The 18,156-nt window shown below is 34.9% G+C and carries 15 protein-coding genes; 4 read left to right on the top strand and 11 right to left on the bottom strand.

The features are described 5' to 3' along the window. Nucleotides 1-98 precede the first annotated feature (98 nt). From trhO to H603_RS0106885, 6 genes are all read right to left on the bottom strand, one after another. Nucleotides 99-1,475 (bottom strand): oxygen-dependent tRNA uridine(34) hydroxylase TrhO, encoded by a 1,377-nt coding sequence (gene trhO, locus H603_RS0106910; RefSeq protein WP_026707890.1) that lies wholly within the window; start codon nt 1,473-1,475, stop codon nt 99-101. 283 nt (nt 1,476-1,758) lie between these two features. Beyond that, nucleotides 1,759-2,550, bottom strand: coding sequence for a DUF6503 family protein (locus H603_RS0106905; protein WP_026707889.1), 792 nt, complete (start codon nt 2,548-2,550; stop codon nt 1,759-1,761). Nucleotides 2,551-2,921: 371 nt separating this feature from the next. Next, a complete protein-coding gene (locus tag H603_RS0106900) occupies nt 2,922-3,332 on the bottom strand; it encodes a BrxA/BrxB family bacilliredoxin (RefSeq protein WP_026707888.1) in 411 nt (136 codons plus the stop codon). A gap of 111 nt (nt 3,333-3,443) precedes the next feature. After that, nucleotides 3,444-4,592: a lycopene cyclase family protein gene (locus tag H603_RS0106895; RefSeq protein WP_026707887.1), complete on the bottom strand. Its 1,149-nt coding sequence runs from the start codon at nt 4,590-4,592 to the stop codon at nt 3,444-3,446. Nucleotides 4,593-4,831: 239 nt separating this feature from the next. Beyond that, entirely contained in the window at nt 4,832-5,302 is a 471-nt protein-coding gene (locus H603_RS0106890; protein WP_026707886.1) for a thioredoxin family protein, read from the bottom strand. A 24-nt stretch (nt 5,303-5,326) separates the two neighbouring features. Beyond that, nucleotides 5,327-7,579, bottom strand: a complete 2,253-nt coding sequence (locus H603_RS0106885; protein WP_026707885.1) for a TonB-dependent receptor — start codon at nt 7,577-7,579, stop codon at nt 5,327-5,329. Nucleotides 7,580-7,683: 104 nt separating this feature from the next. Here H603_RS0106885 and H603_RS0106880 point away from each other — a divergent pair, with 104 nt between their 5' ends. Continuing rightward, nucleotides 7,684-9,555 carry an Nramp family divalent metal transporter gene (locus tag H603_RS0106880; protein WP_026707884.1) on the top strand — a complete coding sequence of 624 codons (1,872 nt, stop codon included), beginning with the start codon at nt 7,684-7,686 and terminating at the stop codon, nt 9,553-9,555. A gap of 98 nt (nt 9,556-9,653) precedes the next feature. Further along, nucleotides 9,654-10,307, top strand: a complete 654-nt coding sequence (locus H603_RS0106875) for a metal-dependent transcriptional regulator (protein WP_026707883.1) — start codon at nt 9,654-9,656, stop codon at nt 10,305-10,307. A gap of 183 nt (nt 10,308-10,490) precedes the next feature. On the opposite strand, the gene H603_RS17295 is transcribed toward H603_RS0106875, so the two are convergent. The 3 genes from H603_RS17295 to H603_RS0106865 are packed head-to-tail and all read right to left on the bottom strand — an operon-like array spanning nt 10,491 to nt 12,963. Next, a complete protein-coding gene (locus H603_RS17295) occupies nt 10,491-10,616 on the bottom strand; it encodes a FeoB-associated Cys-rich membrane protein (RefSeq protein WP_084157725.1) in 126 nt (41 codons plus the stop codon). 6 nt (nt 10,617-10,622) lie between these two features. Continuing rightward, nucleotides 10,623-12,722, bottom strand: coding sequence for a ferrous iron transport protein B (gene feoB, locus H603_RS0106870; protein WP_026707882.1), 2,100 nt, complete (start codon nt 12,720-12,722; stop codon nt 10,623-10,625). A gap of 1 nt (nt 12,723) precedes the next feature. Further along, on the bottom strand, nt 12,724-12,963 hold the full coding sequence (locus tag H603_RS0106865) for a FeoA family protein (protein ID WP_026707881.1): 240 nt from the start codon (nt 12,961-12,963) through the stop codon (nt 12,724-12,726). 500 nt (nt 12,964-13,463) lie between these two features. Here H603_RS0106865 and H603_RS0106860 point away from each other — a divergent pair, with 500 nt between their 5' ends. Continuing rightward, nucleotides 13,464-14,438, top strand: a complete 975-nt coding sequence (locus tag H603_RS0106860) for a zinc metalloprotease (protein ID WP_026707880.1) — start codon at nt 13,464-13,466, stop codon at nt 14,436-14,438. Between the two features lie 147 nt (nt 14,439-14,585). Here the strand turns inward: H603_RS0106860 and H603_RS0106855 are convergent, their stop codons facing one another. Continuing rightward, the gene (locus H603_RS0106855) at nt 14,586-15,182 is read right to left on the bottom strand and encodes a DUF6134 family protein (protein WP_026707879.1); all 597 of its coding nucleotides are present in this window, start codon (nt 15,180-15,182) and stop codon (nt 14,586-14,588) included. A 104-nt stretch (nt 15,183-15,286) separates the two neighbouring features. Then, the gene (locus tag H603_RS0106850; RefSeq protein WP_026707878.1) at nt 15,287-15,952 is read right to left on the bottom strand and encodes an SCO family protein; all 666 of its coding nucleotides are present in this window, start codon (nt 15,950-15,952) and stop codon (nt 15,287-15,289) included. A 138-nt stretch (nt 15,953-16,090) separates the two neighbouring features. Between H603_RS0106850 and H603_RS0106845 the strand changes: the two genes are divergently transcribed. After that, nucleotides 16,091-18,154 carry a M13 family metallopeptidase gene (locus H603_RS0106845; RefSeq protein WP_026707877.1) on the top strand — a complete coding sequence of 688 codons (2,064 nt, stop codon included), beginning with the start codon at nt 16,091-16,093 and terminating at the stop codon, nt 18,152-18,154. Nucleotides 18,155-18,156 lie beyond the last annotated feature (2 nt).

Below are 18,156 nucleotides of genomic sequence, written 5' to 3'. Positions count from 1 at the left end.
AATAGTTAACAACTTGATGGATTTGAGCTGCTTAAATAAAAAGTGCCCATTTCAAAGGTTTGAAATAGGCACTTTTTAAAATTATTTGTAGTAATTATTTAATCTAAAACTTTATATAATTTATCTGACAAACGAATTCTAAACGGCAATTTAAAAGTACAAATGTCATTTGCAACCGCTTTATCAGCAGCTTTATCGTTAACCAACATTTCTGTTAGCACTAGTTTTTGTTCGCCTGTGGTCATCCCTTTGATCAAGATAGTGTCACCAATATTGATTTCGTTTTCTTCAATTGTGAATTGACCAATGCTCGGTTTTGGATAAAAATGAGTTCCTCTACCTATGTATTGTTTTTTAATCTTTGGCTCTTTCTTAGCCAATGCTTTTGACTTTGTCAAATCAACCAAATTAGGAACCGAAGCTAAAGGATCTTGATTTGCTTCTCTATTTTTGAAAGTCAACACATCTGATTTTCCTTTCTTGAAAATCTTATTTCCATTTTTAACACCACGACGTACTGCTTTTTGCTCTTCTTCAGGTAAGTGAATAATAGCAATGCAGTCCTGTGAACAACAGCCCTGCATGGCTTGAGCACATTCTTCACACTGAATAAAAAGTAAGTGGCAACCTTCGTTGATGCAGTTAGTGTGCACATCGCAAGGTTTACCGCATTGGTGGCATTGTGAAACGATATCGTCTGTAATTCTTTCGCCTAAGCGGTGATCAAATACAAAGTTTTTACCAATGAATTTACTCTCTAATTCCTCTTCCTTAATTTGCTTTGCGTAGTTAATAATACCACCCTCTAACTGAAATACATTTTTAAAACCTTGGTGTTTAAAGTATGCCGAAGCTTTCTCGCAACGAATTCCTCCAGTGCAATACATCACTAAGTTTTTATCTTCTTTAAAGTCTTTTAGTTGCTCGTTGATGATGGGTAATGATTCTCTAAAAGTATCTACATCAGGAGTAATGGCGCCTTTAAAATAGCCAATTTCACTCTCGTAATGATTTCGAAAATCAACAACAATCGTATTGGGGTCATCTAAGATAGCATTGAACTCTTTAGCTTTTAAGTGCACACCAATATTTGTAACATCAAAAGTTTCATCATTCAAACCATCAGCAACAATTTTATCACGCACTTTAATCGTCAGTTTCAAGAACGAGTGGTCATCATGCTCTACGGCAATATTCAATCGCATCCCTTGCATGAAATCGTAGGCTTCGATAGTATCTTTAAAAGCATAGAAATTATCTGCCGGAAGTGATAACTGAGCGTTAATACCTTCTTTGGCTACATAAATTCGACCAAGAACCACTAGCGGGTCCCAAGCACGGAATAAATCGTTACGAAATTGTGTTGGATCTTGAATGTGCGCATAAGCATAGAAAGACAAAGTAAGTCTTTGTTTTCCGGCATCATCAATCATGATGGCTCTTTCTTCTGCGCTTAAAGTGTTATACAGTTGCATGCTATAAACGGTTTAAGTATGAAAAATTATTTTTGCAAAAGTATAAAAAAGTGACTAAGCGACAAAGCTTCATAGCCTCTAAGTTTCTACAGTTGTGAATCCACAAAATTTCGATTTTTTAAATTATGGGAAACTTTTTTATCAGTGAATTTTTGGTTTCTTTATTGGAGCTACTTCCGGCTTTATGCTATATCTCTTATGTTCGCTAGCGCTACCACAATAGGATGCCGCTTCAATCCGGGCTAGGGAACAAGATTAGCGATGATGTTTTGCGTTAGAGTATTTATTTTTGGTTATTTACCACGTTTTCAGTCAATATTCTAGAAGCTTCTTTTAATTTCCCTTGCTCATATAAAGTAGGTAAATCTTTCAAAGGAGTTTTTACTGGAGCTTCATAATTTATATAATCTTGAAAAGTTACTCCTGCAACAACTCGAGTATTAAAAGCAGCTCTAAAACGTACACCACCGTCATTGACTTGATAATTATAAGCGAAGTAATCCATTAAATGCGTTTCTTGATTGATCCAATATTGGTATTGATCATCAAAGTCTTTTCCGCCACCGTCTTGACCAAAAGTCACCTCGATTACATCATATTTTTTCCCTTTGATAGTGTTTTCTTCCATATACTTTTTATTTACAGAAGCATCTTGAAGTTTGTGAGGAAGCGTTGCAAAATAAATAACAGAATTCAATGATTCGCCGTATTTACCGGCATCTTCAGCAGTAAGGTTTTGCTTTTTAGTATTGATGTAACGCGTGAAATCGCTATTGATCATTACATCTTTTATAAGCGAATCTCCTTTTTGTACTGTAGAACTATATTCATAATTACTACCATCGTTTCTAAAAAGGTATGTTTTATCTCTAAAAGTAAATGAATAATCGGCTTTTGCATATAGCGCACCACCATGTGCTTCGATAGCTGTATTCACAATAGAATCTGCTTTTGATAAAGATGCAACGGCTTCAATAGTATCGTTTTTTATAGTGTCATCTTGATTTTCTTTTTTAGAATTACAAGAAGTTGTAAGAGCCGCTAAAGTGCAAAGAGTAAGTATCGATTTTTTCATTTTATAAAAATATTGTTTTTTGCGAGTAGTTAAAAATGGATTTAAATATTTGTATAAAGTTTAACTTTGGTTCTACACTGTGTTTAGGAGTCAGGTGCTGGTACTTTGTTCGTTTGTTGCTTATGTTGTCTGGGTTCTTCCTTGGTCAGAATGAAAAACACCAAGAGTATTTGTATATGTTTTTTTGCGTTTAGTTTGTCTTTTTGAGAAACGAAGAACTGCTATGTGCTACTCATGTTGTTTGGATTCTTTCTTCGTCAGGATGATAATTAGAGTTTAAAATAGCTCAAAATAAAAACCGCAAACTCACAGGAATAATCTGCGAATTTGCGGTAAATAAATTTTGCGTTCTTTTCTTTAAATCAAAAGTCTTAACAGTATTCGTTAAAAGCATCTTGTAAGTTCTCAGCAATCATTTCAGCTGGACGGCCTTCAATATGGTGACGCTCTAGCATGTGAACCAATTCTCCGTTTTTGAACAATGCCATACATGGTGATGATGGAGGGAAAGGGAACATATGTTGTCTAGCTGCATCTACTGCATCTTTGTCAACTCCTGCAAAAACCGTGATTAAATGATCTGGTTTTTTTGCTCCGTCTAAACTCATTTTTGCTCCTGGACGTGCGTTTCTTGCTGCACAACCACAAACAGAATTCACAACTACTAGTGTAGTTCCTTCTGCTTTTATTGCAGTATCAACTGCTTCAGCACTATGTAAATCTTGAAAACCTGCTACTGTTAATTCAGCTTGCATTGGTTTTACCATTTCTTCTGGATACATATCGTTATATTTTAAATATTAGTTTTGAATGTGCAAAGTTACGAAGTTTAAAAAGAACTCCATTATTTGCTCTATAAAGTTTTGTTATTGTTTGATAGACGACCTAATTCATTACAATAAATACCGCACCGACCGTATCAATGACCAGATAAAAGGCATTTTTGGACATTTTAAAATTACTTTAATATCTTCATAAAAAGATGTTTCTTCGTCTAAGAATTTAAAAATCAAAGCGGGACTTCCATTTTTGAACATCGAAGAAAATACCCCTGAGCCCTTTTCGTTTTTTCGATCTAAAATATCTAGTAATAGTAAATCGTAAAACCAGAATTTGGTGCGTTTATGAAATTTTGTTAAATCATTCTCCTCTTGTAAAAAAGCGATTAATGCTGTAGATTTTTTATCTGATCCTTTAAAAGTGTAGCCCGTACTGGCTTTGGTCCATCCGCCGGGAGTTCCTATGTTAAGAACGCGCTGAGTATTTTTTTTCCAAAAAGGATAGCAGGTCATCGGGATGCTTCCTTGTTCTTTTTCGGTGATTTCGTAATCAGTGATGCCCTGTTTTGAGATGTAATTTTGAATCTCATTTTCGTACTCGCTTTTTGCTAACAAATCATGCGAAAATAAGGTGTATTCTAGTAAAGCTTCGGTGGTTGATGTTGGCAAAACATACATAAAACGAGTGTTGCCTTTTTGTTCCACAGAGAAATCCATAAAAGTCGCTTGCTCTGGATTGAAAACCGCTTCTTTACTCTTTATAAACCAACCTATAAAGTGCTGTTGTAAAACTGGATATTGACTTTGGCTTTCGGCTTCGCCTTTTCGATAAATACTATTAAATAATTTGTCGCCGGTGAAGCTTTGGGTTTCGGTGGCAACATAGACGTGCGTTTTTAATTCATTGATATCGGTCACTTTCTCATTGAGGAAGTCAATGTTTTTTTGTTTCGAAATCAAATCAAATGCTTGGCTGTAAAAATCAGAAGCTTTGATACAATTATAAGTGTAGGGTTTCAATTCTAAATCCCGACGAAAATCGGTATTGGCAAACAAAGCCAAATCCCACTTTTTAGTTATCGATTGTTCCCAGGTTGAAGGTCCTTCTTGCCAGAAACACCAAGTACGATCGTTCTTTTTCTTACTATCATAATCGATTAATAAAATAGATTTATCGGCAAATTTACCAGATGTAATCATTTTATAAACGGTCATCAATGCTGCTAAACCCGAGCCTGTAAAAATGTAATCGTAGTTTTTCATAAAGGGTATTCGAAATTTACTTCAAAAATAGGGATATTATATTTTAGTCTGAAGTTATCTGTGCTGATCTTTTTAGTTCCTTTTAGCTCTTTTTTTTATCTGCCAAATTTGAGTAAATCTGTGAGTAAAAATACTGCACGCAGATTTAGCGGATTTTCGCAGATAATAAATTGTATTTTTATCTAAAGTATAGTAATCACCACTGCTATTTTGAACGCTGAGCCAATACAACAAAATAATTAGTTATTACTTGTTTTTGCTAATATTGAAAGCAGGTCAACAGCACGAATCAAAGAATGTTGTTGAAAAATAATCGAGTTATCAGTTCCTAAAATTGTTGTCGTAGGATATACCACTTGACCTTTTATTGTTGCTAAAGCTGTGGCGAGTTCATGAATGCCAGTTTTCGTTCCTGTGGGTTGAAAACTGAAAGTATGATTGTTGAAAGTGATTGACTCGGTAGATTCGGCATCAAAAGGAACAAAATAATAGTTGTCATTTAATGTTGCGATGATTTTTTTATTTTTAAACGTGCTGTTTTCCATCATTTTGCAGTAGGTACACCATTCCGTATGGATAAATACCACAATAGGTTTTGGGTTTTTGATTGCTAATTGCTCCGCTTCCTGAAAAGTATGTGTCTTTAATTGCGCAAAACCAGAAGGAATTACACAAAATAAAAGGAGTAGTAAGAGTATATTTTTTTTCATTTGAACCAATTGTTGTTCTTGATATTATTGCAACGTATATCGTAATCCAAAAAAGCTGCGAATTCCTTGATTAGGACCATAGACATAACTTGGATCGAATGTCAATGCATAAAGATTATCGGCAGTTGCTTGCGCGTTACCGTTTGCATCAAACTGTACATTTTTATCAAATGGATCATCAGCTCTTGCAATAATAAAGGGGTTGCTTTTATTAGGTGTCCAGTTTAATAAATTTTTGACACCACCATAGATTTCGATATTCTTAAATTTATTGAAGGTAAATTGAATGTTTTGGATGCTCCAAGTTGGCGAGTATTCACTACGCGGATCTAAATCTCCCAACAATGGCAAACGCATCGGGCCGTAGACATTTCCGCTGTAATCAATGTCGAGAAATAATTTATTGATTCGGTACGAAATCGCCCAAGTAGCCGAGAATTTTTCGGTCAAAATTTGTCTCGTTGTAACTTCGTCTTCCGTTTTGGATACATCCATATACGTAGCGCCTAGAATCATCTTCAAACCATTATTGAACACAAAATCAAGATTGGTACTAATCCCTTTTGTAACTGCATGACCATCCAAGTTTTTGTAAATAATTTGGTTGGGATTGGTGTCATAATCTGGAATAATAGAGTTACTAAATCGCGTGTACCAAGCCGTAGTCTCTAGACCAATGAAGTTTCCGTTGTTGGTGTATATTTTTTTAAGGTAATTTAAATTCACGTTAAAAGAACGCTCTGGCTGTAAATCTTCAAGAACAATAACATCCCTAGATCCCGTTAACGCGGCGTGTTCTTCGGTAAAAAGATTCACGATTCTAAAGCCTGTTCCAGTGTTGAAACGCAAAATATTGTTGTCGTTGATTTTCCATTTGTAGGCAAATCTCGGTGTAAAAATGTTTCCGTGGTTGCTGTTGTAATCATAACGCGCTCCTAGCAGTATTTTGTGATTGTCGTTGAAAGCGATTTCGTCTTGCACAAACAAACTCGGAATCCAATTTACGTCTGCGTCAACCGTTGCGGTGGTGTTGTCATCATAATATTGGTAACGCAAAGCGGTTCCAAAAAGCATGTCGTGTTTGTTTATTTTTTTGTCCCAAGTCAGTTGTCCAAAACCAATGCGTTGTTGTGCTAAGTATGGAGTATCTCCGTAAACTGAATTCTGATTATGGTCAGTGTACGAGAACGAAAACAACATTTTTTCGACCGTCGGTAATTCATAAGCGCCCAGCAGTTCCCAACGTTTGGTATAGATGCTTTCTCCGTACACTTCATCGCCTCCGCGAAAGCTTTTGTTCCATTGCAGTTCGCCACCCCAACGGTCTTCATAAAAATAACGCCCCGCTAACGAAAGTTGCTTATTGCTCTTTCGATTAAAATTCCATTTTTGAAAAACCGAAATTCGGTCTTGCAGCGTCAGATCTGTAAAATTATCGTTGTTGTTGTCAATTGGGTTGTTGTAATTAAAGTAATTTATACCTGTTAATACCGTTGCTGCTTTGCCTATATTTCCTTTAAAACCTAAGTCCACGTTGATTTCGCCCCAATCCGTAATAAAAGAATCTGCTGAGAATACTGGCGCATTGGTTGGGTTTTTAGTAATAATATTGATTAAACCACCTACCGCTTCGCTACCATAGAGCGAAGATGCTGGTCCTTTTACAATTTCGATACGCTCCAAAAGTGAATTCGGAATTCCAGACAAACCATAAACCGTAGACAAACCACTTACAATAGGCATTCCGTCAATTAAAACGAGAGTATAAGGGCCTTCAAGACCGTTAATGTGAATGTCTCCCGTGTTGCAAACATTGCAATTAAGTTGCGGACGAACTCCGTTTACATTTTGCAAGGCTTCAAAGATATTCGAAGTTGGGTTTTTCTTGAAAAACGCGGGTTTGTAAACCTCAACAGGAACGGAACTCTCTAATCGGCTTACGGGCTTTAGAGTTCCTGTAATCACGACTTCGTCAAGAGCGTTATTTTCTCGTAATTGAAAATCAAGAACAGTTTCTGTACTATCAACAACAGTAATACTTCTTTTCTCTGTTCGAAAACCAGTATACGAAACTGCAATTTCATAATCTCCTGCGGCCAAATTTTTTATAAAATAATTTCCATTTGCATCTGATACGATCGACTTTGCCGCTTTTTTTATCAAAATATTTGCGTATTGTAGCGGTATTCCATCTGCAGTGATGCTTCCTTGTAGACTCGATTGAGCAAAGGAAAAGCTTGCCAAGAGTAGTAAACAGCCAATTTTTAAGGTTTTCAAAATATATTTTTTAGTCTGTAGTTAATTATAAATTTAGACAAATCTAAAAATTATATTTGATTTAGCAAAAAAACATAATTACATTTGCCTTAAATAGTTATCAAATGGGTAAGTCGTTAGAAGAGGTAAACGAATCAGTTTCCACTCAAAATAAGAAATCGGTTTTTCGAAAAATATTAGCGTTTTTTGGTCCTGCATACTTAATAAGTGTAGGATATATGGACCCAGGAAATTGGGCAACAGATTTAGCAGGAGGAAGCCAATTTGGATATTCTTTACTTTGGGTTCTATTAATGAGTAACATTATGGCACTGCTTTTACAAAGTTTGAGTGCTCGTCTTGGAATCGTTACCCAGCGCGATTTAGCGCAAGCATCTCGAGAGACCTATTCTCCCTTTATCAACTACATTTTATATTTCTTAGCCGAAATTGCCATTGCAGCTTGCGATCTTGCTGAGGTTTTAGGAATGGCTATTGGTATCAACTTGCTATTTGATATTCCCTTAATATATGGAGTTATGATTACGGTACTCGACACGTTTTTACTATTGTTCTTAATCAACAAGGGAATTCGTAAAATGGAGGCATTTATTCTCGCTTTAGTATTGGTTATAGGAATTTCATTTGTCTTCGAAATGTTCTTTGCCCAACCTGAGTTAGACAAAGTGATGTTAGGATTAATCCCGTCGATGCCTAATGAAACCGCTCTTTATATCGCTATTGGTATCATTGGAGCCACGGTAATGCCACACAACTTATACTTGCACTCTTCATTGGTGCAAACCCGTAAATTTGACCGCTCAAAAGCCGGAATCAAACAAGCTTTAAAATACAATTTAATCGACTCGACTATTGCCTTAAACTTGGCATTTTTTGTGAACGCCGCCATTTTAATTTTGGCAGCAGCCACATTTTATAAAGTAGGTATGCATAACGTTGCCGAAATCCAAGATGCACATAAATTTTTACAACCGTTGCTTGGTACAAAATGGGCACCTATATTGTTTGCTGTGGCCTTGATCGCTGCAGGACAGAGTTCGACTGTAACAGGAACCCTGGCGGGACAAATAATTATGGAAGGCTATTTAAATTTAAGAATCCAACCTTGGGTACGCCGCATTGTAACGCGTTTAATAGCAATTGTTCCGGCTGTTATTGTGATTACAATTTTTGGCGAAGGCGTAACCGGAAAATTATTAATTTTCAGTCAGGTAATCTTAAGTTTGCAGTTGGGATTTGCCATTATTCCGTTGATTCACTTCGTGAGCGATAAGTCAAAAATGCGAGGATTTCATATTGGTAAATGGACACAAATTGCTTCATGGATTGTCGCTTCGATCATTGTTATTTTAAATGGTAAATTGGTTTTAGACGAAATTACAGGATGGCTTGAAACAGCCGAAAACCCAATTATTTTATGGCTTACGGTAGTTCCACTAGCAATTAGTTTCTTGATTTTACTATTATACATTGTAATAAAGCCGTTCATATCAAAGAGAAAAAACGACTTCCAAAATCATTCGCCACACAATTTAAAATTGAGGTTTTCTAAGTCTGAGGCTTATGATAAAAAGAATATTGCAGTCACTGTCGATTTCTCTGCAGCCGACGAGGTGGCTTTAAATAGTGCATTTGAACTTGGAGGCAAGCAGGCAAATTACACTTTAATACACATTGTTGAAACCGTGGGAGCTTTAATGTACGGGGAACATATTGACGACCACGAAACCTTAATTGATGAAAAATTACTTGAGGAATACAAAGAAATGCTAGCCGAGAAAGGTTTTAGAGTTAAAATACAATTGGGTTTTGGAAAACCAAACAAAGTAATTCCACTGCTTATAAACGAGGGGACTTTTGATATTCTTGTTATGGGAACCCATGGTCACACTGGTTTCAAGGATTTGATTTTTGGTACTACTGTAGATAAATTGAGACATAAAATTACCATTCCGCTATTAATTGTAAGAGAATAATAATTAGGAGCTATTTCCTGCTTTCCACTATATCTTGCTCTTTTTAAGAAAAAAAGAGCAAGGATGCAGCTGCAATCAGGGCTAAAAAATAAAAACGCATGACACTTTCAGAAGAAAATTATCTTAAAGCCATATACCATCTCACCGTTATTTCAAACGCCGATGTGAGCACCAATGCCATTGCCGAAATGATGGAGACCAAAGCCTCATCAGTAACTGATATGCTTAAAAAACTAGCCGAAAAGGGCCTGGTTAATTATATAAAGTATCAAGGGGTTTCTTTGACTGATCCAGGGAAACTTGCTGCTAAAATGATTGTTAGAAAACACCGTTTATGGGAAGTTTTCTTAGTAGAAAAACTCGATTTTTCTTGGGATGAGGTACATGATGTTGCTGAGCAATTAGAACACATCAAATCAGAGAAGTTGATTAATAAGCTAGATGATTTTTTAGGCAATCCTACCGAAGATCCTCATGGTGACCCTATCCCGAATGCAAAAGGTGAAATCTTCAAAATCGAAAAGCAGTTGCTTTCAGAACTTTTAGTGCACCAAAAAGGCATTTGCGTAGGCGTGAAAGACACCTCATCAGAGTTTTTAAAATATCTGGACAAACAAGAAATCGCTTTAGGTTCTAAGATCGAAATTATTGCCAGAGAGAGCTTTGACCAATCGGTTAAAATAAGCGTAGATGGGAAATCGTTGTCTATTTCGAATAAGATTGCCTCTAACTTATTTGTGAAAATCAATTAAAATAAAGTCTTATATATTTAATTCTCTCTAAAAGTATTGTGATTAGTTTTTGTCTCTTGAAGTTATAGAAGTACAATCGAATCACAGCGATGTTTCTCGTTTGAGACACCAATAATTCTTGAGCCTATAAAAAAAACGCAAAGTAAATTTAATCTACTACTTTGCGTTTTTTATATCATTATTTTAGTGACAACCACAGTCGTCACTCGAACAACTCTTAGACGACTTTTTCTTTTTAAAGAAGTATTTTTTTACTAAAAACCCTACCGCTAAAGCAAGGATTATAAAGGCTATAATTTCTTGAAGCATACTGTTTTATTTTAAAATTTGATATGTGATTAGTGCTAGCAAATAAGCAAATCCACTCATGAATATCAATTGGCCTAAAGGCCATTTCCATGAATTAGTTTCTTTCTTTGTCACTGCTAATGTACTTGCACATTGTAGAGCAAAGGCATAAAAAAGTAATAAAGAGATACCGGAGGCGAAATTGAATACTTTTTCTCCAGTCGCTGGATTAATTTCGGCAGCCATTTTATTTTTTATGGTATCGTCATTGTCGCTACCTCCTACGCTATAAATAGTTGCTAGTGTACCCACAAATACTTCTCTAGCAGCAAACGAACTAATAATAGCAATACCTATTTTCCAATCATACCCTAGAGGCGAAATCACTGGTTCGATAGTTTTTCCCATTATTCCTATGTATGAATTCTCCAACTTGTATGAGGCAACTTCGTTTTCTAATTCTACTGCTGTAAGAGCAGTACTTTCTGTTTTTGCTTTTACAATTTCTTCAGCGTTTTTAAATTGTTTTCCGGGACCATAAGAAGCAAGAAACCAGAGAATGATCGAAATTGCAAGAATGATTTTTCCGGCTCCATAAACAAATGCTTTTGTTTTTTCGATTACATTAATGGCTACATTTTTAAACATAGGCAACTTGTAATTTGGCATTTCGACCACAAAAAACGTTTTGCTTTTTATTTTCATCACTTTATTTAAAGCATAAGCTGAAAATATCGCCATTCCGAAACCCAATAAATACAATAACATCAAAGTTAGTCCTTGTAGGTTAAGAATTCCCAGAACGCGCTTATCTGGAATTACTAAGGCAATAATTATGGCGTAAACAGGCAACCTTGCAGAACATGTTGTAAAAGGGGTTACAAGAATAGTAATTAATCTTTCTTTCCAATTTTCAATATTACGTGTTGCCATAATTGCTGGAATGGCACAAGCCGTTCCCGAAATTAAAGGAACAACACTCTTCCCTGATAGTCCAAATTTTCGCATGATTTTATCCATTAAAAAGACGACACGGCTCATGTAACCACTCTCTTCTAGTATGGAAATAAATAAAAATAAAAATGCAATTTGTGGTATAAAAATTAAAATCCCTCCAATTCCCGGAATGATTCCTTGCGAAATTAAATTTGTAAGCACTCCGTCTGGTAAGCTGTCTTTTGCCCAGGTGCTCAAAGAAGCAAAGCTGCTATCTATAAAGTCCATTGGGATTTTTGACCATTCGAAAATAGACTGAAAAATCACAAATAAGATTAGAAAGAAAATCACATAACCCCAAACTTTATGAGTTAGTACACGGTCTAATTTTGATCGAAAATCCTTTGCTATCGAAGCATCAACTTTTAACCCTACTTTTAAAGTGTCGTTGATAAATTGATATCTTTTGATGGTTTCTTTTTGCTGTAAGCGTTTTAAATCAGAGTGTGACTTGGTAAAGGAACTATGAATTTCTTTTCGTTCTAGGTTTAAGAAATTCACATCTTGCGTGATGACCAACCATAATTTGTATAATAATTGACTAGGAAATGCTTTGCGCAAACTTTCAAAATATTCAGGGTCAATTATAGAGGCATTCAGGCAGGGTTCGCTCGAAATGGTTTTGTAAGTAACAATTAGTTTTTTTAATTCTTCGATACCAAAACCTTTTCTAGAACTTACTAATGCAATTTTAGTTTTAAGTTGTTCTTCCAGATACGGTATGTCCAGAGAGATCCCTTTGTGTTCCATTCTATCGGCCATGTTAATGACTAAAATAGTTGGAATCTCAAGGTCTTTTATTTGGGTAAAGAGTAATAAATTACGTTTTAGATTTTCGACATCAGTTACTACAAGAGCAACATCAGGGTATAATTTATCATTTTTGTTTAAGAGCAGTTCAATTACTACATTCTCGTCAATAGAGCTGGCGTTTAAGCTGTAGGTTCCTGGTAAATCTAGAATGTTTGCTTTGACGTTGTTAGGTAATTTACAAAACCCAATTTTTTTCTCCACGGTAATTCCGGGATAGTTCCCCACTTGCTGATTTAAACCGGTCAATTGATTAAAGACCGACGTTTTCCCTACATTAGGGTTTCCTATTAAAGCAACATTTATATTTTGATTAATCATTTTAAAGTTGGATTTTGATCAATTCAACTTCAATTTCTGCTGCTGTTTCCACACGAATAGCCAAATGTGATCCGTTAATATCCAGATATAAAGGGTCGCCAAAAGGAGCTATTTGTAACAGCTCTACTGTATTACCGGGCAAACACCCCATTTCAAGTAGCTTCAACGGAATAACATCAATATCAAAATCCTTGATTATGGCTTTCTCTCCTTTTTTAAGTGAATTTATCGTGGTACGCAAGACTTATTTAGATTGAATTAAGATTGCAAAAATACGGATTATAAAGGAAAAATGAATAGTATTTATCATTTTTGTAACTCTATTTGGGAAATTGGCTCAACATTAACTACGCTGCTGCGCTGACTTGTAATCACATCATTAATGGTGGGCAGTAGTGTATTAATTTTTCACTTACTTAGACCTTAATGAATTCTTAGAACTATAAGTTCAAATTGTGCATCACGATCTATTATTTTATGAGGTTTATGGTCTTCATTAGGACGTATTTTAAAATACATTTTCAAATGGCGATTAATATCGGAAATACGAAATATTTAATAAGCTGATAATGAATTTACTACATTTAAAAGAGAATCAGCAATTATAGTATTTATAATTAGTTTAATATTTAACTAACAATATGTTTTGAATAGTTATAAAATAGATATACTATTGCTGTAAATTTTAATAAAATTTTAAAGTAAATGTTTTAACAACCCCAAATCTCAAATTAACCTACAATGAAAAAATTATTATTAAGTGCTAGCATTGTGTTTCTCATGTTCTCATGTCAAAATGATGATACAAATTCAGATTCTATTAACGTCGCTGCTATCGAAATTTCAGCTAAAAGATCTTGTGCAACACAAGATATGTTAGAATTACAATTAAAAAATGACCCAACTCTAGCAAAAAAAATGCAAGAGATGGAGTTGAAGAATGCTAGTATAATGGCAACGGGTAAAATAGTTAATGGTGTTCTAGAAATCCCTGTGGTATTTAATGTATTGTACAGTACAGCTGCCGAAAATGTATCAGTAGCTCAGCTTCAATCTCAAATAGATGTTTTGAATGCTGATTTTCAAGGGACAAATTCAGATTATAATTCAAGTAATCCATATAACAATGTTAGAGGTGCACTAAATGTTAAATTTTATCTCGATCAAGTTATTAGAAAAGCAACTACAAGAACTGTTTGGTACTCTGAAGATGAATTTATGAAAAATGCTACGACAGGTATTGCTGCAACTTCTCCAACTACAAAATTAAATTATTGGGTAGTTTCTAATCTAAGAAGCAAATCAAACAATAGTCAATTGTTAGGATATGGTAAATTTCCAGGAACAACAACTGCAGCCTTAGACGGAATTGTATGTGGGAACTACTGTACAGGGACAACTGGTCTGGCTGCTGCTCCATATAACTTGGGAAGAACTGCAACTCACGAAGTAGGACACTGGATGAATTTACGCCATATTTGGGGAGATGCAAATTGCGGTTCAGATTTAGTAACTGACACACCTTCTCACGATTCACCTAATTACGGTCTTCCTGCTGTTGGGCTTAGAAGTACGTGTTCGGGTACACCTTTAGAAATGTATATGAACTATATGGATTATACCGATGATAAGGGTATGTATATGTTCTCTAGCGGACAAGTAAGTAGAATGGCAGCTATTTTTTCTTCTTCTGGATCAAGATCGTCGTTTAGATAATATTTTAAATTTGGCCTAACAAAAAGACTCGCTCTTGTAGCGAGTTTTTTTATGTATAAACGTTTTAATACTGAGTAATTATAACATACGTTAGCGCAAGTATGTAGCTGTTATAACGTAGCACTCAAAAACTAGTATAATGTTAGGTTACAAGTTTTGGTTCCTTAAAGTAAACGTAAAATCATATAAAGTATGCTTTGTCTTACCTTGTTCTAAGATGCCGTTAAGATAATTATAAGTTGTTTTTTCATTATTGCTTGAATCGATAAGCAAATAATTATTTTGATCTACCATTGTAATAGGACTAAAGACTGCTTCTAATACATCAAAATAGGGTTCGGTTACAACTGGTTTTTCAAAATACAACAAGCAAGTCACGTATTTTATAGGTTTGCTTACAATTGATTTTTTTCCTTTACGTAGAATTGTGTACACCCCATTTTTCTCAGTAATGGTGCTGCTATCGTAAGCTTTGTTGTTTTTTTGTGAGATATAAATGCTTGATTGTAAAACATTGTTTTTAAAAACACCAACAAATGAGGTGCTTATTGTTGTTTTCCCTAAAAGAGAAATTACAGATTTACTATTAAGTTTATAGGTTGTTGTAGATCCTTCAATCAATTTCGAAACAGTTAATTCACCAATAAAATTTCCATTGACTGAAATATCATAGATGTGTTCTTGGTTTTGTGCATTAGTAAAAACGCAAAAAAATAATAAGACTAGCGTGTGTAAATACTTCATGAAAAACTACATTATATTCTTGTCAAGTTGTTTTGGTGTAACAATTTTACTTTGGAGCTAACCGTTACTTGAAGTACATTATAAAAAGTGATAGAAAGCTGTATTTATTCTTTCGATAAAAAAGCAATATCTTCAATTAATTTTTGAATATCCTCTTTCTTAGTTCCGTCATAAAAACCGCGAACTCTTCTTTTAGTGTCTACTAGAACAAGATTCTCAGTGTGTACCATATCATATAACTCTTCTGGTTTTCCTAGTTTTACGGCCAAGTATGATTTTCTAGCCATGGTGTAAATTTCTTTTTTATCACCAGTAACCAGGTTCCACTTTTTATCGTCGATGTTGTATTTTTTGGCGTAAGCCTTAAGAACCGCAACATTGTCATTCTCTGGAAAAACGGTATGCGACAAGAGCATAACTTTTGGATTGTCCTTGATTGCTTCTTGAACATCAAATAAGTTGGCTGTCATCTTTGGGCATATTGATGTGCAAGTCGTAAAAAAGAAATCGGCAACATATATCTTGCCCTCATAATCTTTTTGAGTAACGGTCTTCCCATTTTGATTGGTGAAGGAAAAATCAGCGATAGTATGGTATTTGCTAATGTATTGTACGGTGCTATCGACTAATTCAGGATTGATATCACTAGGATTGAAAATAGGTAGTGTCTTTTCAGGTTTCAAAGCTGTATAGAACAAAAACAAGGTAATTATTGAAAATATGACGAAAACACCGATGAAAATACGGTACTTTTTAAGGATAGATTTCATATAAGATTAATTTGTACAAAAATACAAAACTGAATGTTTTATGAGGACATTTACACCCTTAGAATTTCGTTAATAATTTTATCATTAATTAGAAGTTTTATCAATAGCTTTGTGAAACTAAACAAATAAATTATAAACATGAAATTTAATTATAATAAGCCATTGCTTTTTGTGATTCCTGCAATCATAGGGTTTACAGAGATGCAAGCACAAAAAAAGGAAGTGACCGTTGAGCCAGGAATAAACACAACCTTCTTTGATAATACGGTGAAGCCGTCAGACAATTTTTTTAGGTATGTCAATGGAACTTGGTTGGATCAAACCGAAATCCCTAGTGATAGAACTTCGTGGGGAAGTTTTAACGAATTACTTAAAAAGACAGATGCTGATGCTTTGGCAATTTTGAAAGAAGCTTCTAAAAACCCAAAATACAAATCAGATACTGATCAGGGGAAGGCGATTAATTTGTACAGCACTATTCTAGATACAGTAGCTAGAAACAAGCAAGGGATTACGCCTTTAAAGCCGTACTTAGCTAAGATTGATAAGGTTAAAAACGTTGAAGATTTACAAAAGCTGTTAATGGAAATGGAACCTATCGGTGGAATAGGCTTTTTTGGTGTTGGAGTAGGAGCAGATGATAAAAACAGTGCTAAAAACTCTTTAAACCTTAGTGTAAGCGGATTGGGGTTACCTGATAAAGATTATTACACATCTGAGGAAAAAGACACAAAAGAGAAAAGAGAAAAATACGAATTGCATATTGCAAGAATGCTACAGTTTGCAGGGGAATCTGCAGCTGAAGCTAAAGCAAATGCAGCTAAAATTTTAGCCTTAGAAAAAGAATTGTCTAGTCCGCGTCTTGATAGAGTAGAACGCAGAGATGGTCGATTGCAATACAACCCAATGACCGTTGCCGAATTGCAAAAAATAACTCCAGCGATTAACTGGGAAAAGTATTTTGACGGAATAGGTTTTACAAAATTAGACAGCGTAATTGTTTCAGAGCCTAAATACATGAAGGCATTGCAAACTATTCTTGCTAAAAACAATGTTTCGGCTTGGAAAGAATACATGAAATGGGATTTGATTAATGGAGCGTCAGGATTACTATCGACAGATATTGAAGCAGCTAATTTTGATTTCTACGGAAAAACATTAACTGGAGCTATTAAGCAAAGACCTCGTGAGGACCGAGCATTGCAAACAGTTAATGGGACTATAGGTGAAGCGCTAGGAAAATTATATGTAGAGAAAATGTTTCCTGCTGAAGCAAAAGAAAAAGCAGAGAAAATGATTAATAATATCATCATTGCTTATTCAAATCGTATTAATAATCTACCATGGATGTCTGCTGAGACTAAAATTAAAGCCATCGAGAAATTAAATAAAATTAGTATTAAAATTGGGTATCCAGATAAATGGAAAGACTATTCTAGTTTAGAAATAAAAAGTGTTGCTGATGGTGGTAGCTACTTAGGAAATATCAAAAATTTATCTAAATGGAATTTTAAAAAAGGAATTGATAAACTAGACGAGGCGGTTGATAAAACAGAATGGTACATGTCACCACAAACCGTAAATGCATATTACAATCCATCTTACAACGAAATTGTTTTTCCAGCGGCCATATTACAAGCGCCATTTTACAATTATCAAGCTGATGAAGCAGTAAATTATGGTGGAATAGGAGCAGTAATAGGTCACGAAATATCTCATGGTTTTGATGATTCAGGTGCGCGTTATAACGCAGATGGAAACTTGGTAGACTGGTGGACTGCTGATGATTTAGAGCAATTTACTAAACTAGGAACTGCGCTTGCAGATCAATATAGTGCGCTAGAGCCTTTGCCTGGTGTTCATGTAGATGGTAAATTTACCTTAGGTGAAAACATTGGAGATTTAGGTGGTGTGAACGCAGCTTATGACGGTCTGCAATTGTATTTAAAAGAAAACGGAGATCCAGGTCTTATTGATGGATTTACTCCTGATCAGCGTTTCTTTATCTCATGGGCGACAGTATGGCGTACAAAAATGCGTGATGAAGCAATTAAAAATCAAGTAAAAACAGATCCACATTCTCCAGGAATGTATAGAGCATATGTTCCCACTCAAAATGTGGATGCTTTCTATAAAGCATTTGATATTAAAAAAGGGGATGGTATGTATATCGAGCCTGAAAAAAGAGTGAAAATTTGGTAATA

This window comes from Flavobacterium frigidarium DSM 17623 (assembly GCF_000425505.1).
GTDB classification, from domain to species: domain Bacteria; phylum Bacteroidota; class Bacteroidia; order Flavobacteriales; family Flavobacteriaceae; genus Flavobacterium; species Flavobacterium frigidarium.
This window is presented reverse-complemented; position numbering and strand designations above follow the sequence as displayed.